Annotated in this window: 20 protein-coding genes and 1 other RNA gene; 20 read left to right on the forward strand and 1 reads right to left on the reverse strand. The window is 64.0% G+C overall.

Annotated features, from left to right (window positions below; translation table 11 throughout):
- Window positions 1–4: 4 nt before the first annotated feature.
- The 3 genes from rnpB (at window position 5) to AC0L2M_RS32845 (ending at window position 1283) form a co-directional block, all read left to right on the forward strand.
- Window positions 5–402: RNase P RNA component class A (gene rnpB, locus AC0L2M_RS32835), an RNA gene on the forward strand.
- 306 nt (window positions 403–708) lie between these two features.
- On the forward strand, window positions 709–993 hold the full coding sequence (locus AC0L2M_RS32840) for a type II toxin-antitoxin system ParD family antitoxin (protein ID WP_091594133.1): 285 nt from the start codon (window positions 709–711) through the stop codon (window positions 991–993).
- A complete protein-coding gene (locus AC0L2M_RS32845) occupies window positions 990–1283 on the forward strand; it encodes a type II toxin-antitoxin system RelE/ParE family toxin (RefSeq protein WP_128246406.1) in 294 nt (97 codons plus the stop codon). Before AC0L2M_RS32840 ends, AC0L2M_RS32845 begins: the two co-directional genes overlap by 4 nt.
- A 9-nt stretch (window positions 1284–1292) precedes the next feature.
- Here AC0L2M_RS32845 and AC0L2M_RS32850 read toward each other — a convergent pair whose 3' ends face one another.
- Window positions 1293–2420 (reverse strand): cystathionine gamma-lyase, encoded by a 1128-nt coding sequence (locus AC0L2M_RS32850; protein ID WP_473537018.1) that lies wholly within the window; start codon window positions 2418–2420, stop codon window positions 1293–1295.
- A gap of 426 nt (window positions 2421–2846) precedes the next feature.
- On the opposite strand from AC0L2M_RS32850, the gene mraZ reads away from it, so the two are divergent.
- The 17 genes from mraZ (at window position 2847) to lpxC (ending at window position 22970) form a co-directional block, all read left to right on the forward strand.
- Window positions 2847–3305: a division/cell wall cluster transcriptional repressor MraZ gene (gene mraZ / locus AC0L2M_RS32855; protein ID WP_473537019.1), complete on the forward strand. Its 459-nt coding sequence runs from the start codon at window positions 2847–2849 to the stop codon at window positions 3303–3305.
- Window positions 3302–4333 (forward strand): 16S rRNA (cytosine(1402)-N(4))-methyltransferase RsmH, encoded by a 1032-nt coding sequence (rsmH, locus tag AC0L2M_RS32860; protein ID WP_023798731.1) that lies wholly within the window; start codon window positions 3302–3304, stop codon window positions 4331–4333. Before mraZ ends, rsmH begins: the two co-directional genes overlap by 4 nt.
- 4 nt (window positions 4334–4337) lie before the next feature.
- Window positions 4338–4730, forward strand: coding sequence for a cell division protein FtsL (gene ftsL, locus AC0L2M_RS32865; RefSeq protein ID WP_023798732.1), 393 nt, complete (start codon window positions 4338–4340; stop codon window positions 4728–4730).
- Complete coding sequence (locus AC0L2M_RS32870; protein WP_287173517.1) at window positions 4727–6454, forward strand: peptidoglycan D,D-transpeptidase FtsI family protein; 1728 nt, start codon at window positions 4727–4729, stop codon at window positions 6452–6454. The genes ftsL and AC0L2M_RS32870 overlap by 4 nt, the downstream gene beginning before the upstream one ends.
- Window positions 6455–6508: 54 nt before the next feature.
- A complete protein-coding gene (locus AC0L2M_RS32875; protein WP_023798734.1) occupies window positions 6509–7966 on the forward strand; it encodes a UDP-N-acetylmuramoyl-L-alanyl-D-glutamate--2,6-diaminopimelate ligase in 1458 nt (485 codons plus the stop codon).
- A complete protein-coding gene (locus tag AC0L2M_RS32880; RefSeq protein ID WP_473537020.1) occupies window positions 7963–9396 on the forward strand; it encodes a UDP-N-acetylmuramoylalanyl-D-glutamyl-2,6-diaminopimelate--D-alanyl-D-alanine ligase in 1434 nt (477 codons plus the stop codon). Before AC0L2M_RS32875 ends, AC0L2M_RS32880 begins: the two co-directional genes overlap by 4 nt.
- A gap of 24 nt (window positions 9397–9420) precedes the next feature.
- Window positions 9421–10503 (forward strand): phospho-N-acetylmuramoyl-pentapeptide-transferase, encoded by a 1083-nt coding sequence (mraY, locus tag AC0L2M_RS32885; protein WP_023798736.1) that lies wholly within the window; start codon window positions 9421–9423, stop codon window positions 10501–10503.
- 8 nt (window positions 10504–10511) lie between these two features.
- On the forward strand, window positions 10512–11915 hold the full coding sequence (murD, locus tag AC0L2M_RS32890; RefSeq protein ID WP_287259785.1) for a UDP-N-acetylmuramoyl-L-alanine--D-glutamate ligase: 1404 nt from the start codon (window positions 10512–10514) through the stop codon (window positions 11913–11915).
- Window positions 11915–13066 carry a putative lipid II flippase FtsW gene (gene ftsW / locus AC0L2M_RS32895; RefSeq protein ID WP_023798738.1) on the forward strand — a complete coding sequence of 384 codons (1152 nt, stop codon included), beginning with the start codon at window positions 11915–11917 and terminating at the stop codon, window positions 13064–13066. Before murD ends, ftsW begins: the two co-directional genes overlap by 1 nt.
- Window position 13067: 1 nt before the next feature.
- Window positions 13068–14195 carry an undecaprenyldiphospho-muramoylpentapeptide beta-N-acetylglucosaminyltransferase gene (gene murG / locus AC0L2M_RS32900; RefSeq protein ID WP_473537021.1) on the forward strand — a complete coding sequence of 376 codons (1128 nt, stop codon included), beginning with the start codon at window positions 13068–13070 and terminating at the stop codon, window positions 14193–14195.
- Entirely contained in the window at window positions 14192–15598 is a 1407-nt protein-coding gene (murC, locus tag AC0L2M_RS32905) for a UDP-N-acetylmuramate--L-alanine ligase (protein ID WP_473537022.1), read from the forward strand. The genes murG and murC overlap by 4 nt, the downstream gene beginning before the upstream one ends.
- On the forward strand, window positions 15595–16560 hold the full coding sequence (gene murB, locus AC0L2M_RS32910; protein WP_473537024.1) for a UDP-N-acetylmuramate dehydrogenase: 966 nt from the start codon (window positions 15595–15597) through the stop codon (window positions 16558–16560). The genes murC and murB overlap by 4 nt, the downstream gene beginning before the upstream one ends.
- Before the next feature lie 303 nt (window positions 16561–16863).
- Window positions 16864–17790, forward strand: a complete 927-nt coding sequence (locus AC0L2M_RS32915) for a D-alanine--D-alanine ligase (RefSeq protein WP_473537026.1) — start codon at window positions 16864–16866, stop codon at window positions 17788–17790.
- Window positions 17778–18719 carry a cell division protein FtsQ/DivIB gene (locus tag AC0L2M_RS32920; RefSeq protein ID WP_473537027.1) on the forward strand — a complete coding sequence of 314 codons (942 nt, stop codon included), beginning with the start codon at window positions 17778–17780 and terminating at the stop codon, window positions 18717–18719. The genes AC0L2M_RS32915 and AC0L2M_RS32920 overlap by 13 nt, the downstream gene beginning before the upstream one ends.
- Window positions 18716–20023: a cell division protein FtsA gene (gene ftsA, locus AC0L2M_RS32925; RefSeq protein ID WP_023798744.1), complete on the forward strand. Its 1308-nt coding sequence runs from the start codon at window positions 18716–18718 to the stop codon at window positions 20021–20023. Before AC0L2M_RS32920 ends, ftsA begins: the two co-directional genes overlap by 4 nt.
- A 67-nt stretch (window positions 20024–20090) precedes the next feature.
- Entirely contained in the window at window positions 20091–21749 is a 1659-nt protein-coding gene (ftsZ, locus tag AC0L2M_RS32930) for a cell division protein FtsZ (RefSeq protein WP_023798745.1), read from the forward strand.
- Window positions 21750–22022: 273 nt separating this feature from the next.
- Entirely contained in the window at window positions 22023–22970 is a 948-nt protein-coding gene (gene lpxC / locus AC0L2M_RS32935) for a UDP-3-O-acyl-N-acetylglucosamine deacetylase (protein WP_473479898.1), read from the forward strand.
- Window positions 22971–23039 lie beyond the last annotated feature (69 nt).

Below are 23039 nucleotides of genomic sequence, written 5' to 3' on the forward strand. Positions count from 1 at the left end.
CTTGCCAGCTGGCCGGGCGGCCGCACCCGCGAAGCCGAAAGGCTGCGGGTGAGGAAAGTCCGGGCTCCATGGAGACACGGTGCCGGTTAATGGCCGGCGGGGGCGACCCTAGGGAAAGTGCCACAGAAAGCAAACCGCCACGATCCGTCGTGGTAAGGGTGAAAGGGTGGGGTAAGAGCCCACCGCGCGACTGGCAACAGGAGCGGCACGGTAAACCCCACCGGGAGCAAGACCGAATAGGGGCGGTGCGAGGGGAAACCCTCGAGGGCTGTTTCCGGCTCACCGCCCGGGTAGGTTGCGTGAGGCGCATGGCAACATGCGCCCAAGATGAATGGCCGCCACGTTCTCGCGCCGCAAGGGGCGAGGGCCATACAGAACCCGGCTTACAGGCCAGCTGGCAATTTTCGTCCAGATTCTACGTTTTCGTCCAGATTCTTGGGGGGAAACTCCCTGATATCAGCAGGTTGCGTCTTCGGGCGCGCTTGCTGGTTCAGGCGCTTCATTGACCGAAACAGCTTTTACTGGGCTGTGCATGGAGCAAGCGTTTCTTGAAACTGGTGCGATTAAATCGTACTTTCCTAAAGCGCGTCGCGTTCGACCGTCCTCTCGCGACGCGCTTTAGGTTGTTGTTTATGCATGTCGTTATCGCAGAACCGCTGCACACTTTTGCGCGACATGCATTAGTACGGGCGGTATCAGGAGCGCACCATGGGTCAGGTCGACAAACGCAGCATCACGCTTTCGCCGGAATTGGCGGCGGCGGTCGACGATGTGGTCGCCGCCGGCGAATATGCTTCGGCGAGCGAGGTGATCCGCGACGCACTCAGGCAATGGAAGGACCGCCGTGACTTGCACGGCTACACGCTCGAGGAGTTGCGCAAGCTGGTGCAGGAAGGGATCGACAGCGGACCGGCGCTGGACGGCCCGCCAATCATGGAACGACTGCGCGCCAAATATCTGAAAATGGCCGAGGCCAAAGGCCTTGAGGAGTGAAATACCGCCTGCTTCCCCAGGCAGTAATCGACCTCGAACGTATCGGCGACTACATTGCCGAACACAACCCTGATGCAGCGATCCGCCTCGTGAATATCCTGGAGAGGCGCTGTGATTTGCTGACCCTGCATCCTTTCTCGGGCGCACCGCGCGAAGACATTGCGCCCGGCATCCGCCATCTGGTCGTCGGCGAATACCTTACCTTGTACCGTGTCGGCGCGGATGCAGTCGAGATCCTGCGTGTGCTGCATGGCCGGCGCAATATCGAAGCCGACGATCTGGCTTCGTGATCGGTTCGGTCAACCGTCGACGCCGTCCAGCGACGCCTCGATCGCCTGCCAAAGCGCTTCCACCGGCTCGCAGCCGACCGACAGGCGAACAAAGCCGGGCGGCACCGCATCACCCCAGCGGGCGCGCCGCTCGGCCGAAGAGTGGACGCCGCCGAAGGAGGTCGCCGGCTGGATCAGGGCGCAGGCGCCGATGAACGCTTCGGCCCTGGCTTCACTCCCCAGGTCGAGGCCGACAAGGAAGCCGAAACGCTGCATCTGGGTGGTCGCCAGATTGTGTGAAGGGTCATCCTCCAGTCCAGGAAAGCGAACGGAGTTCACGGCCCGATGATTTGTCAGGCGTCGGGCGATCAGTTCGGCCGATGTGCACATGCGGTCGAAGCGGACTTCCAGCGTCTCGAGGCCTCGATGGACCAGCCAGGCTTCGAATGGTCCGGGGATCGAGCCCGACAGTTTGCGCCACTCGCGGATGGCGGTGATGATGCCGGCGTCACGGCTGGCGACATGGCCGAACAGCGCGTCGGAATGGCCATTGGGCGCTTTTGTGTCAGCAGCAACGACGATATCGGCGCCGAGGTCGAGCGGGCGCTGACCGTAAGGCGTCATCGTGGTGTTGTCGGCGACGACCAGCGCGCCGGCCTCGTGCGCAAGGCGCGCCACGCCGGCCAGGTCGCAAATGTCCAGCCCAGGATTGGATGGGGTCTCGACGAACACCAGCCGGTAGCCGGAAAAACCGCCGTCCACAAAGGACTCGGTCGGTCGTGTGTCGAACGGGAGGTCGAACGGTTTGAGGAAGCGTTCGGCAAGCAGGCGCGGCGTGTAGTAACCATCGGATGGCAACAGGATGCGATCGCCGGCCTTGAGCAGCGCGAAGAAGACCGCCGCGATCGCCGCCATGCCCGACGGGAACGCTACGGACGGCGCGTCCTCGAGGTGGCCGAGCATGTCTTCCACCGCCTCCCATGTCGGATTGTCGTAGCGCCCGTACTGGCTGACGCCGGCCGGATTGCCGGGCAGATGGAAAGTGGTCGTCATTGTCAGCGGCAGCGAGACCGGGTCGCCCTTGGCGAGCTTGACGCCACGCAAATGGGCAAGGGTGGCCGCGCGGGTGGCCGCGCGCGATTTGGCTGTTTCGGACATGTATTTTCAACCTTCTGACCGAGAAAAGAACCTGTTTCTGACCGAGAAAAGGCAGGCCGACGCTATGCGTGGTGGCGCTCCGCGGCAAGCCGCCTCCGGTTAGGCCAAACCGCTCTAAACGCTTCGTTAGGCTTAATGGAGCATAAACACGGGAGTGCCGTCAAAGCTGCCCTCATCGGTTGTGGCGCGCGTTTTGTGAAGCCTATTCCCGTTGACGCCCATAGTACCCCATGATATCCCATTCAGATATTCAAGCCTTCGTTCCGCGTCAGGGTGAAGCGTACGCCAATCGGGCAGCCGCGGCGGCTGCGCGTTCGCCTGTTTTTGCCTTTTGGAGCGAAGTGAGTTTTGGGCAGGGACCGCGCTGCGGCGGCGCGGGCGGGAAGATGCAGAGGGGTGCGGCGGCGCAAGCGGCCGTAACGCGTAATGGACCGGTTTCTGTCAAGCGCGGTGAACAGGATCGATGCGAAGGGGCGGGTGTCCGTTCCAGCGCATTTCCGTGCGGTTGTGCAGAAGCGCGGTTGTTCGGAACTCTATGCGCTGCGCTGCCTGGACCGTCCGGCGATGGATGTCGGCGGGCTCGACCTGCTCGACCGCTACGAGCAGCGCATCGCGCAGGAAGACCCCTTCCTGCAGACCTCGGACGACATGTCGTTCTTCTGCCATGGCGATGGAACCTTTCTCAAGCTCGATCAGGACGGCCGCATCTCGATGACCGATTTCATCCGCGAGCATACCGGCATTTCCGCGGAAGTGGCTTTTGTCGGCCGCGGCAATTTCTTTCAGATCTGGGAACCTGGACGGCTCACCGCCTATGGGGCGGAAGCACGCGCCCGGCTTTTGCAGCTTCGGCAGGGGACGAAGCCCGGGGAGCGGCCGGAATGATGGCGGGCTACGGCGATGACCCTCACGCCGTTGGCGGACCAGCCCGTCACATTCCGGTCCTCCTTGCCGAAGTGCTGGAGGCGCTTTCGCCCAAGACGGGCGAGGTGGTCGTCGACGGCACATTCGGCGCCGGCGGCTACTCCAAAGCCATTCTGGCGAGCGGCGCCTCGGTTGTCGCGATCGACCGCGATCCGGATGCGATTGCTGCCGGTCGTGTTCTCGAGCAACAATCGGGCGGCAGGCTCCGGCTTGTTCAGGCGCCGTTCTCGACATTGGACGAGCATGTCGAAAGCGCTGACGGCGTCGTGCTCGACATCGGCATCTCCTCCATGCAGATCGATCAGGCGGAGCGCGGTTTTTCGTTCCGTGCCGACGGACCGCTCGATATGCGCATGGCGCAGGCTGGCCTCAGCGCCGCCGATGTCGTCAACTCTTTCAAGGTGGGCGATCTTGCCCGCATCTTCGGGTTTCTTGGCGAAGAGCGCCATGCCGGCCGCATCGCCCGCATGATTGAAAGCCGTCGCGAAAAACATCCGTTCGAGCGCACGCTCGACCTTGCAGACGCCATTGAGACGCATATCGGCCGCGCGCCGAAGGACAAGATCCATCCAGCGACCCGCGTCTTCCAGGCGCTGCGCATTTTCGTCAATGACGAACTCGGCGAACTGGCCAAAGCGCTGTTTGCGGCTGAACGCGTGCTGAAACCGGGCGGACGGCTGGCCGTGGTGACGTTCCATTCCCTGGAAGACCGCATCGTCAAGCGCTTCATCGCCGATCGCGCCGATGCGGCGACCGGATCGCGGCACCTGCCCGAGGCGCAGGCGCGCAGCGCCACCTTCAAAAAGGTGGGCAGCGGCGTGACGCCCGGTGAGGCCGAGATATCGGCCAATCCGCGGGCGCGCTCGGCAAGGCTGCGCGCGGCGATCCGCACCGACGCGCCGGCGCGCGCCGGCGATTTTTCGATTTTCGGGCTTCCAAAACTTCCTGATCCAAAACTTCCCGGTGCCGAGCGGCCGGGAGAGAGGTGAGCACGTGTTTCGTACCAGCGACATAGTCCTTATCGCCGTCATGGTTTCGGCCGCGGCCTTGACCTTCAAGACCAAGCGCGAGGCCGAGGAACAATTGGCGGCGGTGCACAAGATCCAGGCGCAGATCCGCTACGAGGAGGATACGATCGATCTCCTCAAGGCGGACTGGAGCCTGCTTACCCAACCGTCGCGCCTGCAAAAGCTGGCCGAGACCTATAAATCGCAACTCGAGCTCGAGCCGGTCAGCGCCCGCCAGATCATCGGGCTGGACGATCTGCCGGCAAAACCCCTCACCATCGAGGACCTTTCGTCCGAGCGGCTGGGCGGCATGGCCGACAGTTCCAGCAAGGAACCGATGGGCAACGACCCCGTGGTCACCGGAGGCATCGTCCAATGATCGCCAGACTCCCAGTGATCACCAGTCTGCTGACGCGCCGCGCCAAGTCCGGTGACGACGGATCGATTGTGGTCGAAGGCGCCCGCAAGGCGACCGGCGGCAAGGGCAGGACCCGCGTCGTGATGACGATGGCGGTGTTTTTCGGCATCTATCTGACCATCACCGGGCGGCTGGTCTATCTCGGTTTCCAGAACCCCGACCTGTCCGGCGGTCCGCAGAGCCGGGTGACGGCGTCGCGGCCCGACATCGTCGACCGCAACGGCGAAGTTCTGGCGACCGACATCAAGACGGCGTCGCTGTTTGCCGAACCGCGCCGCATTGTCGACGCCGACGAGGCGATCGAAAAACTGGCGACGGTGCTTCCCGAAATCGACTACGAGCAGACCTATCACAAGCTGAAGAGCGGCGCCGGCTTCGTCTGGCTGCAGCGGCAACTGACGCCCAAGCAACAATCGGAGATTCTGCAGCTCGGCATTCCGGGCATCGGCTTCCGCACCGAAAAGCGCCGCTTCTACCCGGCCGGCGAAACCTCGTCCTACATTGTCGGCCTCACCAACATCGACAACCAGGGCATCTCCGGCATGGAGAAATACATCGACGAACAGGGGCTGAGCGATCTTCAGGCGTCCGGCCTGGCGGTGGCCAAGGATCTGAAGCCGGTGCAGCTCTCGATCGACCTGCGCGTCCAGCATATCGTGCGTGATGAGGTCGCCACCGGCATGGAAAAATACCGCGCAATCGCGGCGGGCGCCGTCGTTCTCAACGTCAAGACCGGCGAAGTGGTCGCGATGGCCTCGGTTCCGGATTTCGATCCGAACAACCCCTATAATGCGCACGACAAGGACCGCTTGAACCGCATGTCGGCCGGGCTCTACGAGATGGGCTCGACCTTGAAGAGCTTTACCACCGCCATGGCGCTCGATTCCGGCAAAGTGACGCTGGAAAGCCGTTTCGACGCTACGCGCCCGATCAGGATCGGCCGCCAGACCATCCATGATTTTCATGGCAAGTCCCGGGTGCTGTCGGTGCCCGAAGTGTTCATCTATTCGTCCAACATCGGTTCGGCCAAGGAAGCTGAAGCGGTCGGCATCGAGGGGCACCGCGAATTCCTGCATCGCCTGGGCATCCTCGAGAGAATGCAGACGGAACTGCCTGAGGTCGCCCGCCCGACCGAGCCAAAAGTCTGGAAACAGGTCCATTCGATCACCATCGCCTTTGGTCACGGTGTGTCGACGACGCCGCTGCAGACGGCGGTCGGCTGTGCCGCGCTGATGAACGGCGGCTATCTGATCCAGCCGACATTCCTGAGACGGGCGCAGGAACAGGCGATGTCGGTGGCCAAGAAAGTCGTCAGCGACAAGACATCCGAGAACATGCGCTATCTCTATGCACTCAATGCCGAGAAAGGCTCAGGCAGGAACGCCAGGGTCCCAGGTTATCGCGTCGGCGGCAAGACGGGAACGGCCGAGAAGGTTGTCAACGGTCGCTACTCAAAGGACAAGAACTTCAACGCCTTCGTCGCGGCGTTCCCGATGGACGATCCGCAATACATCGTGCTTACCATCGCCGACGAACCGAAGCCGGAAAAACCCGGCATGGGTGCGACGGCCGCCTCGAATGCAGGCGCCATGGCTGCAAACATTATCCGACGTTCGGCTTCCATGCTTGGCGTGAAGCCAGATTTCAGCCATGAAAATGGCGCAACGCTGGTTTCCTATCAGTGATTCTGAGGGCGCGCCGGCAACTGCGCGCTATTTTGTTGCTATGAACGGGGTTCGATGAAGCTGAAAGACCTAGCCGGTATCCTGCCTGTCGAGGGGACAGCTTCCTTCGATACGGAGGTTACCGGGATTTCTTCGGATTCCCGCCAGGTAGGACCGGGCGTGGTCTTCTTCGCGCTCGCTGGCACCAAGACCGATGGCGCGGCCTATTCCGCCGATGCCGCCAAGCGCGGCGCCGCAGCGATCGTGACCGGCAAGGGCAGCGGCGCCGTCACCGGACTGCCGGTGCCGGTTTTCGCCGTCGACGATCCGCGCCTGGCGCTGGCGCTGAGTGCGGCCCGCTACTTCGGCAGGCAGCCGCAAACCATGGTCGCGGTGACCGGCACCAGCGGCAAGACATCGGTTGCGGCTTTCACCAGGCAGATCTGGGAGCAGTCAGGCTTTGCCGCTGCTTCGATCGGCACGACCGGCGTGGTGGCGCCGGGCCGCAACGAGTACGGCTCGCTGACCACCCCCGACCCGGTCGACCTGCACAGGCTGCTGCGCGAACTGGCGGATGCCGGCGTCACCCACGCATCGATGGAGGCCTCCAGCCATGGTCTCGATCAGCGCCGGCTTGACGGCGTGAAACTCGCAGCCGGCGGGTTCACCAATCTCGGCCGCGATCATATGGACTATCATCCGACAGTCGAGGACTATCATCGCGCCAAGCTGCGCCTGTTCGACGCGCTGCTGCCGAAGGGCGCGCCGGCCGTCATCTTTGCCGACGATCCCTGGTCGGAGCCGACGATCCAGGCGGCAAGGGCCGCGGGACTGGATGTGCTGACGGTCGGCCGCCACGGCGAGTTCCTGACACTGAAGCGGGTCGAGCACGAGCGCCACCGCCAGCGTGCCGAGGTGGAAGTCGATGGCGTTCTCCACGAGATCGACCTGCCGCTGGCCGGCGATTTCCAGATCGCCAATGCCCTGGTTTCGGCGGGCCTCGCCATTTCTACTGGAACACCTGCCGCCAAAGCCCTGATGGCGTTGGAGAAATTAAAGGGCGCCCCGGGCCGGCTGGACCTTGTTGGCACCGCTGCCAACGGTGCGCCGGTCTATGTCGATTACGCGCACAAGCCGGACGCGCTGGAAAACGTGTTGGCTTCGGTGCGGCCGTTCACCACCGGCCGCGTCATCGTCGTGTTCGGCTGCGGCGGCGACCGCGACCGTGGCAAGCGTCCGATCATGGGCGAGATCGCCACGCGGCTCGCCGATGTCGTCATCGTCACCGACGACAATCCGCGCTCGGAAGTGCCCGAAACGATCCGTGCCGCGATTCTTGCCGCTGCACCCGGCGGCATCGAGATCGGTGACCGGCGCAAGGCGATCCACGAGGCAGTCGCCATGCTCCATGCCGGCGATACGCTGATCGTGGCCGGCAAGGGGCATGAGGAAGGCCAGACCGTCGGCGCCGAGACGCTGCATTTTTCCGACCATGAGGAAGTCCGCGCCGCGCTCCAGGAGCACGCCGCATGAGCTTGCTGTGGACGTCAGAGGATCTCGTCGCCGCCATGGGCGGACGACCGCTCGGTCCGATGCCGGAGGGTATCGGCGGCATCTCGATCGACAGCCGCAGCCTTGAGCCGGGCGATGCTTTCTTCGCGATCAAGGGCGAGGCGATGGACGGCCATGATTTCGCGACCGCCGCCATCAAGGCCGGCGCCGGCGTGCTGGTCGTCGCTGAGGGCAAGTTGCCGTCGCTCGGGCGGCTGACGGCGCCGATGATCGTCGTGCAGGACGTCTTGGCCGCGCTGGAAAAGCTGGGGCTGGCCGCGCGCGCGCGCTCGAATGCCAAGATCATCGCGGTGACCGGTTCGGCGGGCAAGACCACCACCAAGGAAGCGCTGCGCCATGTGCTGTCCGTAGTCGGCAAGGTGCACGCATCGGCGCAGTCTTTCAACAACCACTGGGGCGTGCCGCTGACGCTGGCGCGGCTGCCTGTGGATTGCGACTATGCCGTGTTCGAGATCGGCATGAACCATCCTGACGAGGTCCGGCCACTGGCCAGGATGGTCCGGCCGCATGTCGCCATCGTCACGCTGATCGCCGCGGCACATCTCGGCTTCTTCCGCAACCTGGACGAGATCGCCAGGGCCAAGGCCGAGATTTTCGAAGGACTGGAACCGGACGGCGCCGTCCTTCTCAACCGCGACGACCCGCGCTGGAAGCTTCTGGACAAGATGGCGAGAGCCGCCGGCGTCGAGCACATCTACGGCTTTGGCGAGAATGCCCGTGCGACCTTCAAGCTGCTGACATGCGCGCTGCATGCCGATCATTCCGTCATCACTGCCAAGATCGGCGGTCAGGAGATCACCGCCAGGGTCGGCGCGCCGGGCCGACACATGGTGCAGAATGTGCTGGCCGTGCTGGGCGCCGCGCACCTGGTCGGCGCCGACATCGCCAGGGTGGCGCCGGCGCTGGCCGATCTTTCGGCCGAACGCGGACGCGGCAAGCGCCATGTGCTGCGCCACCCGAAAGGTCCGATCACGCTGATCGACGAGAGCTACAACGCCAATCCGGCGTCGATGAGCGCAGCAATGGCGCTGCTCAACGCGACGCCGGTGTCGGGCGAAGGCAGGCGCATCGCGGTGCTCGGCGACATGCTCGAGCTCGGCGACCATTCGGCGAAGCTGCACGCCGCCCTTGCCGATCTCATCGCCGGCACCGACACGCGCACGGTCTTTCTCGCCGGCCCGCAAATGCGGGCGCTGGCCGATATCCTGCCTGATGAGATCGAGACAGAATATCGCGCCGGCGCAGAGGATCTGAAACTGGTGCTTCTGTCGGCACTGAAGCCGGGCGACGTGGTGATGATCAAATCGTCGAAAGGCATCGGGTTTTCCAAATTGGTCGACGCACTGCTCAGCAAATTTCCGGCGGCAGCCGCAACCGCCAAACAGACCTAGAGCCAGGTCCGGGGACCGAATCGCATGTTCACACTGCTCGTCGAATTCGCGGACAAGATCTCGGTCTTCAACGTCTTCCGCTACATAACCTTCCGCACCGGCGGCGCGCTGATCACCGCGGCGCTGATCGTCTTCATCTTCGGCCCGGCCATTATCAATTCGCTGAGGCTGCGGCAGGGCAAGGGCCAGCCGATCCGCGCCGACGGGCCACAGACGCATTTCAAGAAAGCCGGCACGCCGACCATGGGCGGGCTGATGATCCTGTGCGGCATCATCGGCTCGTCGCTGTTGTGGGCGAACCTGTCCAGCATCTATGTCTGGGTGGTGCTGCTGGTGACCCTGGGTTTCGGCTCGATCGGGTTCTACGACGATTATCTCAAGGTGACGAAGCAATCGCATCTCGGCTTCTCTGGCAAGGCGCGGCTGGGGCTTGAATTCGTCATCGCCGGCATCGCCGCCTGGGTGATCATGCACAATGGCCAGGCGCCGTTCTCATCGTCGCTGACCTTCCCCTTCGCCAAGGAGTTCCTCATCAATCTCGGCTGGTTCTTCATCCCGTTCTCGTGCTTCGTCATCGTCGGCGCCGGCAACGCGGTGAACCTGACCGATGGCCTCGACGGCCTTGCGATCGTGCCGATCATGATCGCGGCGGCGTCCTTCGGCGTCATCGCCTACCTGTCCGGCAATGCGGTGTTCGCCGAGTATTTGCAGATCCATTTCGTGCCCGGCACCGGTGAATTGGCGGTGGTCCTCGGCGCAGTGATCGGCGCCGGCCTCGGCTTCCTGTGGTTCAACGCACCGCCGGCGGCGATCTTCATGGGCGATACCGGCTCGCTGGCGCTTGGCGGCCTGATCGGCACGGTTGCGGTTGCCACCAAGCACGAGATCGTGCTGGTCATCGTCGGCGGCCTGTTCGTTGTCGAGATCCTGTCGGTCATCATCCAGGTCGGCTACTTCAAGATGACCGGCAAGCGGGTATTCCTGATGGCGCCGATCCACCATCATTTCGAAAAGCTCGGCTGGACCGAAAGCCAGGTGGTGATCCGCTTCTGGATCATCGCCGTCATCCTGGCGCTGGTCGGCCTGTCGACCCTCAAGCTGCGATAGGAGGCCGCTTGATCCCCGCCGCATCCTTCGCAGGCAAGCGCGTTTCACTCTTCGGGCTCGGCGGCTCGGGGATCGCCACTGCGCGCGCGTTGATCGAGGGCGGGGCGGAGGTGCTCGCCTGGGACGACAATCCCGGCAGTGTCGCCAATGCCGCGGCCGTCGGTATCGCGACCGGCGACCTGCGTGGCGCCGACTGGGCGAAATTCTCGGCCTTCGTGCTGTCGCCCGGCGTGCCGCTGACGCATCCGAAGCCGCACTGGACAGTGGAACTGGCGCGCGCTTCAGGCGTCGAGATCATTGGCGACATCGAGCTGTTCTGCCGTCAGCGGACCTTGCTGGCGCCGGCTGCACCCTTCGTCGCCATAACCGGCACCAACGGCAAATCGACGACCACGGCGCTGACGGCGCATATCCTGAAATCGGCCGGACGCGACACGCAGATGGGCGGCAATATCGGCCGCGCGGTGATGACGCTCGATCCGCCGGAGCCGGGGCGGCATTATGTCGTGGAATGCTCGTCCTACCAGATAGACCTGGCGCCCTCGATCAATCCGACTGCCGGCGTCCTGCTCAACCTGACGCCCGATCATCTCGACCGTCATGGCACGATGCAGCACTACGCCGCGATCAAGGAGCGGCTGACGGCCGGCAGCGAAACGGCCATCGTCGGCGTCGACGATTCCTGGTGCGCCCAGCTCGCCGACCGGCTGGAGCGGGCAGGCCGGCACGTCATCCGCATTTCGAAGCGCCTGCCGCTGACCGACGGCTATTTCGCCGAGGGCACCGATCTGATGGAGGCGGTGCACGGCCGTTACAGCCGGGTCGCCTTTCTCGAAGGCATCGGCTCGCTGCGCGGCCAGCACAATGCGCAGAATGCGCTGGCCGCTCTCGCCGCCTGCCTCAAGGTCGGGCTCGATCTGGGCGAGATCCAGTCGGGGCTGGAGAGCTTTCCCGGGCTGGCGCACCGTATGGAGCAGGTCGGCCGCAAGGGCCATGTGCTGTTCATCAACGATTCCAAGGCGACCAATGCCGATGCGGCTGCGCCCGCATTGTCCTCCTTTCCGCGCATCTACTGGATCGCCGGCGGGTTGCCGAAAGAGGGTGGCATCGAGCCGTTGCGCGGCCTCTTTCCGCGCATCGCCAAAGCCTATCTGATCGGCGAGGCCGCACCAGCCTTCTCGGCGACGCTTGGCGAGGCGGTGCCCTACGAGATCTCCGGCACTCTGGCGGCAGCTGTCGAGCATGCGGCAAGCGACGCGGCCAGGGACGACTGCAACGGCGAGGTGGTGGTGCTGCTTTCACCGGCCTGCGCCAGTTTCGACCAGTTCAAGAATTTCGAAGTGCGCGGCGAAGCCTTCAGGCAAGCTGCGAGCACTATTGATGGCGTGAAGCTCATCGGAGGGGCACGATAATGCAAAGCCGTCTGGACAAAAGCCCGGTTGCCACTTGGTGGTGGACGATCGATCGCTGGTTCCTGGCTGCGTTCCTGTCGCTGATGGGGCTCGGCATCGTGCTGTCCTTCGCGGCAAGCCCGGCGGTGGCCCAGCGCATCGGCCTGGACAGTTTCCACTTCGCCACGAGGCAGATCATCTTCACCATTCCCGCACTTGGCGTGATGCTGGCCGTCTCCTTCCTGGAATCGCGGCAGATCAGGCGCATGGCCCTGGCGATGCTGTGCATCACGCTGGTGCTGATGTTGGCGGTGCTCTACATCGGCGTCGAGGTGAAGGGCGCGCGTCGCTGGGTGTCGCTCGCCGGGGTGTCGCTGCAGCCGTCGGAATTCCTGAAGCCTGCCTTCGTCGTCATCTGCGCCTGGCTGTTTGCCGAACACAAGCGCCAGCCCGACATTCCAGGCAATCTGTTCGCCATGCTGCTGCTGGCCCTCGTCATCTCGCTGCTGGTGGCGCAGCCCGATTTCGGCCAGACCATGCTGGTGCTCGGCACCTGGGGGGTGATGTTCTTCATGGCCGGACTGCCATGGCTGTGGATCATCGCGCTGGGCGCTGTCGGCATCGGCGGCGTGTTTGCCGCCTATACCGTGTTCCCGCACGTCGCCGGCCGCATCGATCGCTTCATGACCGGCGAGGGAGACACGTTCCAGGTCGACATGGGCCGCGATGCGCTGATCAATGGCGGCTGGTTCGGCGTCGGTCCGGGCGAGGGCACCGTCAAGCGGGTGATACCCGACAGCCATGCCGATTTCGTCTACTCGGTGGCCGGCGAGGAGTTCGGACTGATCATGTGCTTCTTCATCATGATCATCTTCGCCTTCATCGTGCTGCGCGGCCTCGGCACCGCGCTCAAGGAGCAGGACGATTTCACACGCTATGCGGTCGGCGGCCTGGTCACGGTCTTCGGTCTGCAGTCGGTCATCAACATGGCCGTCAATCTGCAGCTGATGCCGGCCAAGGGCATGACCTTGCCGTTCATCTCCTATGGCGGCTCTTCGCAGATCGCCATCGCCATTTCGATGGGCATGGTGCTGGCGCTGACGCGCAAGCGGCCGGAAAAGCGCAAGCAGTTGGGCTTCGCGCCGTCGCAGCGCGCCATGCCGGCGGAGTGAAATGTCGAGGGGCGCGATCCTTTTGGCGGCCGGCGGCACGGGCGGGCATCTCTTCCCGGCCGAGGCGCTGGCGCACGAGCTGATCAGGCGCGGCTGGACGGTGCATCTCGCCGCCGATGATCGTGCCGAGCGTTTTGCCGGCCAGTTCCCGGCCGCGGGTATCCATCCGATCCAGTCGGCGACCATCGGCTCGAAAAATCCTTTCGCCGTGCTCGCCGCCTTCTGGAAGATCTGGGGCGGCGTGCGGCAGGCATCGGCCGTGATCGGCCGGGTCAAGCCAGCCGTCGTGGTCGGTTTCGGCGGCTATCCGACGCTGCCGCCGCTCTATGCGGCGACGCGGCGCAAGGTGCCGACGCTGATCCACGAGCAGAACGCGGTGATGGGGCGCGCCAACCGGGCGCTCGCCGGGCGTGTCGATGCCATCGCCGGCGGGTTTTTGCCAGAAGATTCAAGCGCTGCAGGCGCCAAGACGGTGACGACCGGCAATCCGGTCAGGCCGCAAGTGCTGGAGGCGGCAAAGACGCCCTATGCGGCGTCGACCGGGGAGCAGCGGTTCCGCCTCCTGGTGTTCGGCGGCAGCCAGGGCGCACAGTTCTTTTCCGATGCGGTGCCGGCGGCGGTTCGACAGCTTTCCGATGCACAACGCGGGCGGCTTGATATCACCCAGCAGGCGCGTGCCGACGATGTCGAGCGGGTGAAGGCGGCCTATGCCGCCCTTGGCGTCGAGGCTGAGGTGTCGCCCTTCTTCACCGACATGGCGGCGCGCATGGCTGCGGCGCATCTGGTGATGTCGCGGTCCGGCGCATCGACCGTATCGGAAATCGCGGTGATCGGCCGGCCGGCGCTGCTGGTGCCCTATCCGCATGCGCTCGACCACGACCAGGCGGCCAATGCCGCGGCATTGGCCGCGGCAGGCGGCGCCGAAGTGCATCCGCAATCGACGCTTTCGTCCGAGCGCATCGCCGCGCTCGTCGGAGCGCTGATGGACGATCCGGAGCGGCTGACCACGATGGCAGCGGCGGCGAAATCGGCCGGAAAACCGGACGCGGCACGGTTGCTCGCCGATCTGACAGAGGCTATTGCGTCGAGGAAAAGCGTATCGGAATTCAGGAAGGAGACGCACGTATGAAGATGCCGCAGACGATCGGCCTCGTGCATTTCATCGGCATCGGCGGTATCGGCATGAGCGGCATCGCCGAGGTGCTGCATAATCTCGGCTATCAGGTGCAAGGGTCCGACCAGGCCGACAGCGCCAATGTGCAGCGGCTGCGCGACAAGGGCATCGAGTGCTTCGTCGGTCACCATGCCGACAATATCGGCGATGCCGAAGTGGTCGTCGTCTCGACGGCGATCAAGAAATCCAATCCGGAGCTGAAGGCGGCACGCGAGAAACTGCTTCCCATCGTCCGTCGCGCCGAGATGCTGGCGGAACTGATGCGCTTCCGGCAGGCGGTGGCCATCGGCGGCACGCATGGCAAGACGACGACGACCTCGATGGTGGCGACGGTGCTCGAGGCCGGCGGGCTCGATCCGACCGTGATCAATGGCGGCATCATCAATGCCTACGGCACCAACGCCCGCATGGGCGATGGCGAATGGATGGTGGTGGAGGCCGATGAGAGCGACGGCACGTTCCTGAAGCTGCCGGCCGAGATTGCCGTCGTCACCAACATCGATCCCGAACATCTCGACCATTACGGCTCCTTCGACAAGGTGCGCGAGGCCTTTCGCCAGTTCGTCGAAAACGTGCCGTTCTACGGCTTCGGCGTCATGTGCACCGACCATCCGGAGGTGCAGGCGCTGGTCAGCCGCATCGAGGACCGGCGCGTCATCACCTATGGCGAGAACGCACAGGCCGACGTGCGTTTCATCAATCACCGCATGGATGGCCCGACCTCGGAATTCGACGTGGTGATCCGCGACCGCAAGACCGGCGGCCAGTCGACGATATCAGGCCTGCGCCTGCCGATGCCCGGCCGTCACAACGTCGCCAATGCGACGGCGGCGATCGCCGTCGCGCATGAGCTCGGCCTTTCGGCCGAGGCGATCAGGAAGGGCCTGTCGTCCTTCGCCGGCGTCAAGCGGCGCTTCACCCGTACCGGTTCGTGGAACGGCGTCGATGTGTTCGATGATTACGGCCACCATCCGGTCGAGATCACGGCGGTTCTCAAGGCGGCGCGCGATGCCACCAAGGGCCGCGTCATCGCGATTGCCCAGCCACACCGCTTCACCCGGCTTCACGACCTGTTCGACGAGTTTTCCGTCTGCTTCAACGATGCCGACACGGTGATGGTGGCGCCGGTCTATGCGGCAGGCGAAGAGCCGATCGACGGGGTGACGTCCGAGGCATTGGTGTCGCGCATCCGCTCCGGCGGCCATCGCGACGCGCGCTACATCGAAGGCCCCGCGGCGATTGCGCCGGTTATCCGCGACCTGGCCAAACCAGGCGATTTCATCGTCTTCCTCGGTGCCGGCAACATCACGCAATGGGCCTACGCGCTGCCCAGGGAACTCGGCGGTACTGCCTCATGATGCGTGGCCAGGCATTGATCGACAAGCTTGGCGGCCGGCTTGCCGGCCTGCGCGGCCGCATCACGCCCAATGCCGAGATGGACAAGATCACCTGGTTCCGCGCCGGCGGGCTGGCCGACGCGCTGTTCCAGCCGGCCGACGAAGACGATCTCGCTGCGTTCCTGGGAGCCGTGCCCGAAGAGATACCGCTGACCACCGTCGGTATCGGCTCGAACCTGCTTGTCCGTGACGGCGGTATTGCGGGCTTCGTCATCCGGCTTTCGGCCAAGGGCTTTGGCGAAGCCGAAGTGATTGCGCCGACCACGATCAAGGCGGGCGCGGCCACGCCCGACAAACGCCTTGCCGCTGTCGCCTATCAGGCTGGCATAGGCGGCTTTGAGTTCTACCACGGCATTCCGGGCGCCATCGGCGGTGCGCTGAGGATGAATGCCGGCGCCAATGGCGTCGAGACGCGCGAGCGCGTCGTCGAGGTGCGGGCGCTCGACCGCAAGGGCACTGTGCACACGCTGAGCAACGCCGATATGGGTTACGCCTATCGCCATTCGGCAGCACCTGCCGGGCTGATCTTCACATCAGCGGTGTTCGAAGGCGTTGTGGCAGACAAGGCCGCGATCAAGGCGGCGATGGACGCCGTCCAGCATCATCGCGAGACCGTGCAGCCGATCCGCGAAAAGACCGGCGGCTCGACATTCAAGAATCCGGAGGGCACCTCGGCCTGGAAGGAGATCGACAGGGCGGGCTGTCGGGGGCTGATGATCGGCGGCGCGCAGATGTCGCCGATGCATTGCAACTTCATGATCAACACGGGAACCGCGACCGGCTACGACCTTGAATATCTTGGCGAGACAGTGCGCGCGCGCGTGCTCGAACGGTCGGGCATCCGGCTGCATTGGGAAATCAAGCGCATCGGCAAATTCCGGCCAGGGCACGAGGTCCAGGAATTCCTCGGACAGTTGCTGTAAGGACTCAACAACACAGTTTTCGCGGCCATTTTTGCGGAAAGTGAATCTCGCGGAATCGTAAGGACTTGCCAGCGATTCAACTCTCTGATTCTCTGCCCTGAAGCGTTTCCTGATTTGAGTCGTTTCGACGCGTCACCAGCGTTTTTCCGTCAGGGGCTGCCTGCCGGGAAACTCGGGGACTCGATGGTGCAGAAATCGTCAGAGCAGGGACTGCTCCGAGCGTTTGAGTGTATGGCCCTTTCCGGGGCGTGTGAGATGCAGACCCGCAGTGAAAGGGCCCGCCGTGATAGGGAATGACGGGAAATGAAAAGCAAGCACGTGGCCGTCCTTCTGGGTGGATTCTCGTCCGAGCGGCCCGTGTCCTTGTCTTCGGGGAAAGCCTGTGCCGATGCGCTCGAGACGGAAGGCTACCAGGTCACTCGCGTCGACGTCTCGCGCGATGTTGGATCGGTGCTGGCTGAGCTCAAGCCTGATGTTGCCTTCAATGCGCTGCATGGTCCTTTCGGCGAGGACGGCACCATCCAGGGCATCCTCGAATATCTTGCCATCCCCTACACCCATTCCGGCGTGCTCGCCTCGGCGCTTGCCATGAACAAGGAGCAAGCCAAGAAGATCGCCAAGTCTCACGGCATTCCGGTCGCCGAATCGAAGGTCGTCAATCGCTTCGCCATCCAGAACAAGCACCCGATGAAGCCGCCCTACGTCGTCAAGCCGGTCAATGAGGGGTCGAGCTTCGGTGTCGTCATCGTGCACGAAGGGCAGTCGCATCCGCCGCAGGTCATCGGTTCGTCCGACTGGAAGTATGGCGATACCGTCATGGCGGAGCGCTATGTGCACGGGCGGGAGTTGACCTGCGCGGTGATGGGCGATGTGGCGCTCGGCGTCTGCGAGATCATCCCGACCGGCCATTCCTTCTACGACTATGATTCAAAATACGTCGCGGGCGGATCAAAACACGAATGCCCTGCAAAAATTTCACCGAATATTTACCAAAAAATACAGACACTGACGCTCAGGGCTCACCAAGTTATCGGCTGCCGGGGCGTTTCCCGGTCGGACTTCCGTTATGATGATCGACACTCCGAGAACGGCGAAATTGTCTGGCTCGAGGTCAACACTCAGCCCGGCATGACGCCGACATCCTTGGTGCCTGAGATCGCCGCGCAGGCGGGACACTCGTTCGGCGATTTGTTGAGTTGGATGGTGGAGGACGCTTCGTGTCTGCGTTGAGGTGGGGACAGGGCAAGGGGAAGGGTGCGGCCGGGCCGACGCTGTTCGGTGTGGCGTTGTCGTTCGACCATTTCGTGCTGCCGCGCCTGCTTCGCCGGCCGGCTCGCATGCTGGCGCGTCTGGGCGAGGACGACTTCGAGGTGCCGCCGTTTTCCGCAGCCGTGCTGTCGGCGGCGCTGCTCGTATCGGGCAGTGCCTATGGCGCCTATCTCGGCGGGCATGTCGACGCTATCGTCCAGGGCATCACCGCGCGCACGGGCTTTGCCGTCGACCAGATCAAGGTCGTCGGCAACCGCGCAACCTCCGAGATCGATATTCTCGACAGGATGCAGTTCGATGGCTGGACGTCGCTGATCGGCTTCGATGCCGAAGCCGCGCGGGAACGCATCGCCACGCTGCCCTGGGTCGAGGTTGCGGCGGTGCGCAAGGTCTATCCGCACACGCTGGAGGTGCGCATCGAGGAGCGTGAGCCCTTCGCGCTCTGGCAGCAGGGCAGCGAGCTTTCGGTCATCGAGCGCTCCGGCGCCGTGATCGCGCCATTCTCCGGCGGCAAGCAGTCGCTGCTGCCGCTGATCGTCGGCACCGGCGCCCCGGCCAAGGCGCCGGATTTCCTGGCCAGGATCAAGAAATACCCAGAGCTTGCCGCACGGATCAAAGGCTACATCCGCATCGGCGAACGACGTTGGGACCTGAAGCTGGAAAACGGCATCACGGTCAAGCTCCCCGAGGATGGCGAGGACCAGGCGATCGCCGATCTGCTGAGGATGGACCGAGAGAACGGGCTTTTGACGCGCGATATCGCCGCCGTTGACATGCGCCTTTCCGATCGCCTCGTCGTTCAGTTGACGCCGGAGGCGGCGACGCAGCGTCAGGCCGCGCTCAATGAAAAGCCGAAAATGCCGAAGCGCAAGCCGGAGACGAAGATATGAGCTGGCTTGGCGGCAACAGCGATGCCTCGTCGCGCCGATCCGGCATCATGACGGTGCTGGATGTCGGCTCGAGCAAGGTCTGCTGCGTGGTGGCCAAGCTCAAGCCGCGCGAGGACGGCATGCTGCTGCGCGGGCGCTCGCATCGCATACAGGTTATCGGCATCGGCCACCAGAAATCGCAAGGCGTGAAATCGGGTGTCGTCATCGATCTCGACAGGGCCGAGCACGCCATTCGCCTTGCCGTCGATGCCGCCGAGCGCATGGCCGGGCTGACCGTGGATTCGCTGATCGTCAACATGACGGCCGGCCGGCTGAAGAGCGAAAGCTTCTCGGCAACCATCAACCTTGGCGGCCATGAGGCGGACGAGGCCGACATCAAGCGCGTGCTTGCCGCCGGCGCCAAGCAGGCGCTGCGGGCCGAGCGCGAAGTGATCCATTCGCTTCCCGTCGGCTTTTCGCTGGACGCCGAGCGCGGCGTGCGTGATCCGCGCGGCATGGTCGGCGACCAGCTCGGCGTCGACATGCACGTGCTGACGGGTGACGCGGCACCGTTGCGCAATCTGGAGCTTTGCATCAACCGTTCGCACCTGTCGGTCGAGCGCATGGTGGCGACGCCCTATGCCAGCGGTCTTGCCGCACTGGTCGACGACGAACTCGAGATGGGCGCAGCCTGCATCGACATGGGCGGCGGCACCACGACGATCTCGATGTTTTCGGAAGGCAAGTTCGTTCATGGCGACGCCATCGCCATCGGCGGCAACCACGTCACGCTGGACATGGCCAAGGGCCTGTCAACCTCGCTCGATGCCGCCGAGAGGCTGAAAGTGATGCATGGCTCGGCGCTGCCCGGCAGTGCCGACGACCGCGACCTGGTCTCGATACAGCCGATCGGCGAGGACGGCGAGGTGCCGCTTCAGATCCCGCGTTCGGTGATGACGCGCATCATCCGGGCGCGCATCGACGAGACGCTCGAACTGTTGCGCGACCGGCTGAACAGGTCCGGCTACGGCAACGCGGCCGGCAAGCGCGTCGTGCTGACCGGCGGCGCCAGCCAGCTTTCCGGCCTGCCCGAGGCAGCGCGCCGCATTCTCGGACGCAATGTGCGCATCGGCCGTCCGCTCGGTGTAGCGGGCCTGCCGGAGGCGGCCAAGGGGCCGGCTTTCTCGACGCCAGTCGGGCTTCTGATCTACCCGCAGATGGCGAATTTCGAGAGCCATCCGGCGAAAGGAATTTCTGGTCTCAGGATGACCGGAACTGGCGGAAAACTGCATCGAATGAGTCAGTGGTTGAGAGACAGTTTTTAAATTGACGGGGACAGCCCCATAGGCGGCCGCAGCGGCGAAGCGGCGGGAAAGGCAAAGGACGGAGACAATGACCATCAATCTGCAAAAGCCGGACATCACCGAGCTGAAGCCGCGTATCACCGTGTTCGGTGTCGGCGGCGGCGGCGGCAATGCCGTCAACAACATGATCACCGCCGGCTTGCGCGGCGTCGAGTTCGTGGTGGCCAATACCGATGCGCAGGCGCTGACCATGTCCAAGGCGGATCGCCTGATCCAGCTCGGCGCGCATGTCACCGAGGGCCTGGGTGCGGGGTCGCAGCCGGAAGTCGGACGCGCCGCGGCGGAGGAATGCATCGACGAGATCGTCGATCATCTCTCCAACACCCATATGTGCTTCGTCACTGCCGGCATGGGCGGCGGCACCGGCACGGGGGCCGCGCCGGTCGTTGCACGTGCGGCGCGCGAGAAGGGGATTCTCACCGTCGGCGTCGTCACCAAGCCGTTCCATTTCGAAGGCCAGCGCCGCATGAAGACGGCGGATCTGGGCATCGAGGAATTGCAGAAATGCGTCGATACCCTCATCGTCATCCCCAACCAGAACCTGTTCCGGCTGGCCAATGACAAGACGACCTTTGCCGACGCTTTCGCCATGGCCGACCAGGTGCTCTATTCCGGCGTCGCCTGCATCACCGACCTGATGGTCAAGGAAGGGCTGATCAACCTCGACTTCGCCGACGTCCGCTCGGTCATGCGCGAGATGGGCAAGGCGATGATGGGGACGGGCGAAGCTTCCGGCGAGGGGCGCGCCATGGCCGCCGCCGAAGCCGCGATCGCCAATCCGCTGCTCGACGAGACCTCGATGAAGGGCGCCAAGGGGTTGTTGATCTCGATCACCGGCGGCCGCGACTTGACCCTGTTCGAAGTCGACGAGGCGGCGACCCGAATTCGCGAGGAGGTCGACCAGGAAGCCAACATCATCCTGGGTGCGACCTTCGACGAGGATCTCGAAGGCGTCATCCGCGTCTCGGTGGTTGCTACCGGCATCGACAAATCGGCGGCAGAAATCGCTGCCGCGCCGATCGCCATCCGCACGGCTCCGCCAAAGCCGGTCAGCCGTCCGGCCGCTCCGGTCACGGAAAGCCGTCCGGCGCCTGTCCAGCAGGGAGGCTACGAGCCGCGCGCCGCCGATCCGGTCGCCGAGGCAATCCAGCTCGCCGAGGCGAATGCGGCGGCGATGGCGCGTCCCGCGCCGGCCTCCCAGGCGGAAGATTTCCGCCCGCAGAGCAAGATCTTCCAGGCGCCGCCGGCCCAGCCGCAGCCGATGCTGCAGCCAATGGTTCAGCAAACGATGCAGCCCGCGCCGCAGCGTGAAGTGCTTCAGCCGGCAGCGCCCCAGCGCATGCCGCGCGTCGAGGACTTTCCGCCGGTGGTGAAAGCCGAGGTGGAAGCCAAAAGCCGTCCGGCCGACCACGAGAACAGCGGACCGATGGGACTGCTCAAGCGCCTGACCAACGGCCTTACCCGTCGCGAAGAAGAGCCTGCACGGCTGCAGCCGGCGCAGCCGCGCGAGCCGAAACTGCGCCAGGCGGCACCCGAAGTGCGCCGCCTTGCCAGCCAGGATCCGCAGCTTTACGCGCCACGCCGCGGCCAGTTGGACGACCAGGGCCGGCTGACGCCGCAGAGCAGGGCTGTCCAGGAAGACGATCAGCTGGAGATTCCGGCATTCCTGCGCCGCCAGGCCAACTAACCTGTTAACGGACCGTAACAGTTATTAACAGGCAGACAAGAAATTGTTTGCCTGTTAACGCTAAAAGTGCCTGTAAAACAAGGAGTTATGAGACCGTATCCGGTTCGGATCGCGGTTACAGAAAGTAAGAAACCGTGATTTGGAGACTTCCTGCCGGACCACTATCTTCGCCGCGATCAATTTCGGTTTGCTGGGATTCGGGGAAGTGGCCCTGCCTGCCGATCAAAGAGCCGCGCCCTTGGGCTTATGAAGCGGACGTAGGCAGTATGGGCTATGGGGTTTGTTTTGCACGACTATCAGACGACACTTAGATCGCGTGCGACGCTGACCGGCACCGGCGTTCACAGCGGCAATTCCGTTACCGTTCATTTCCTGCCGGCAGACGCTGATGCGGGTGTCGTGTTCCAGCTTTCGAATGGAAGCGAAGTCCGGGAGTTCCGCGCACTTGTTTCCGAGGTCGGCGCCACCGATCTGTGCACCATGCTCGGCGATCCGGCAGGCGAGCACATCGCCACAGTCGAACATCTGATGGCCACGGTTTTCGGGCTCGGCATCGACAATGTCGTCATCGAGATCGACGGCCGTGAGGTTCCGATCCTTGACGGCAGCGCCATGGCGTTCGTGGAGGCTATCGACCAGGCGGGCATCGATACGCTGCCGGTCAAGCGCCGCTACATCAGGGTGGTCAAGCCGGTTCGCATCGAGAACGGTGCCTCCTGGGCGGAGTTCAGGCCCTATGACGGCACGCGCTTCGAAATCGAGATCGATTTCGAAAGCCCGGCGATCGGCCGTCAGCTGTTTGCATCCGACATGAACGCCGACATTTTTCGCCGCGATATCGCGCGGGCGCGCACCTTTGGTTTCATGAAGGACGTCGAGCGGCTCTGGGCAGCCGGCTATGCGCTCGGCTCCTCGCTGGAAAACTCCCTGGTGATCGGTGACGACAACCGCGTGATCAACATCGGAGGCTTGCGCTATCCCAACGAATTCGTGCGCCACAAGACGATGGATGCCATGGGCGATCTGGCGCTGGCCGGCGCCCGGTTCATTGGCTGCTTCCGTTCCTATCGCGGCGGCCACAGGCTGAATGCGGCAGCCCTGCGCCGCCTTTTGTCGGACCGTTCGGCGTTCGAGATCGTCGAGACGACACGCCGCGAGCGCGGTCGCACCGTCGAAAAGAGCGCCGTCTATGCACCTGTCTACGCGCCCTGGATGATCTGATTCTTTACGTTTTTCGGGTTTTATGGCCGCCGGCCTGTGTTGCATGAATGCACCATCGGCCGGCGAAAT

The organism is Mesorhizobium sp. WSM4806 (assembly GCF_055811635.1).

Coding starts and splice junctions, on each gene's coding strand:
- AC0L2M_RS32850 (WP_473537018.1), bottom strand. CDS start 2,420: ATGTCCGAAACAGCCAAATCGCGCGCGGCCACCCGCGCGGCCACCCTT.
- AC0L2M_RS32915 (WP_473537026.1), top strand. CDS start 16,864: ATGAAAAGCAAGCACGTGGCCGTCCTTCTGGGTGGATTCTCGTCCGAG.
- AC0L2M_RS32875 (WP_023798734.1), top strand. CDS start 6,509: ATGAAGCTGAAAGACCTAGCCGGTATCCTGCCTGTCGAGGGGACAGCT.
- ftsW (WP_023798738.1), top strand. CDS start 11,915: ATGCAAAGCCGTCTGGACAAAAGCCCGGTTGCCACTTGGTGGTGGACG.
- ftsA (WP_023798744.1), top strand. CDS start 18,716: ATGAGCTGGCTTGGCGGCAACAGCGATGCCTCGTCGCGCCGATCCGGC.
- rsmH (WP_023798731.1), top strand. CDS start 3,302: ATGATGGCGGGCTACGGCGATGACCCTCACGCCGTTGGCGGACCAGCC.
- murB (WP_473537024.1), top strand. CDS start 15,595: ATGATGCGTGGCCAGGCATTGATCGACAAGCTTGGCGGCCGGCTTGCC.
- mraY (WP_023798736.1), top strand. CDS start 9,421: ATGTTCACACTGCTCGTCGAATTCGCGGACAAGATCTCGGTCTTCAAC.
- lpxC (WP_473479898.1), top strand. CDS start 22,023: ATGGGGTTTGTTTTGCACGACTATCAGACGACACTTAGATCGCGTGCG.
- AC0L2M_RS32870 (WP_287173517.1), top strand. CDS start 4,727: ATGATCGCCAGACTCCCAGTGATCACCAGTCTGCTGACGCGCCGCGCC.
- mraZ (WP_473537019.1), top strand. CDS start 2,847: ATGGACCGGTTTCTGTCAAGCGCGGTGAACAGGATCGATGCGAAGGGG.
- AC0L2M_RS32880 (WP_473537020.1), top strand. CDS start 7,963: ATGAGCTTGCTGTGGACGTCAGAGGATCTCGTCGCCGCCATGGGCGGA.
- ftsZ (WP_023798745.1), top strand. CDS start 20,091: ATGACCATCAATCTGCAAAAGCCGGACATCACCGAGCTGAAGCCGCGT.
- murC (WP_473537022.1), top strand. CDS start 14,192: ATGAAGATGCCGCAGACGATCGGCCTCGTGCATTTCATCGGCATCGGC.
- AC0L2M_RS32840 (WP_091594133.1), top strand. CDS start 709: ATGGGTCAGGTCGACAAACGCAGCATCACGCTTTCGCCGGAATTGGCG.
- murG (WP_473537021.1), top strand. CDS start 13,068: ATGTCGAGGGGCGCGATCCTTTTGGCGGCCGGCGGCACGGGCGGGCAT.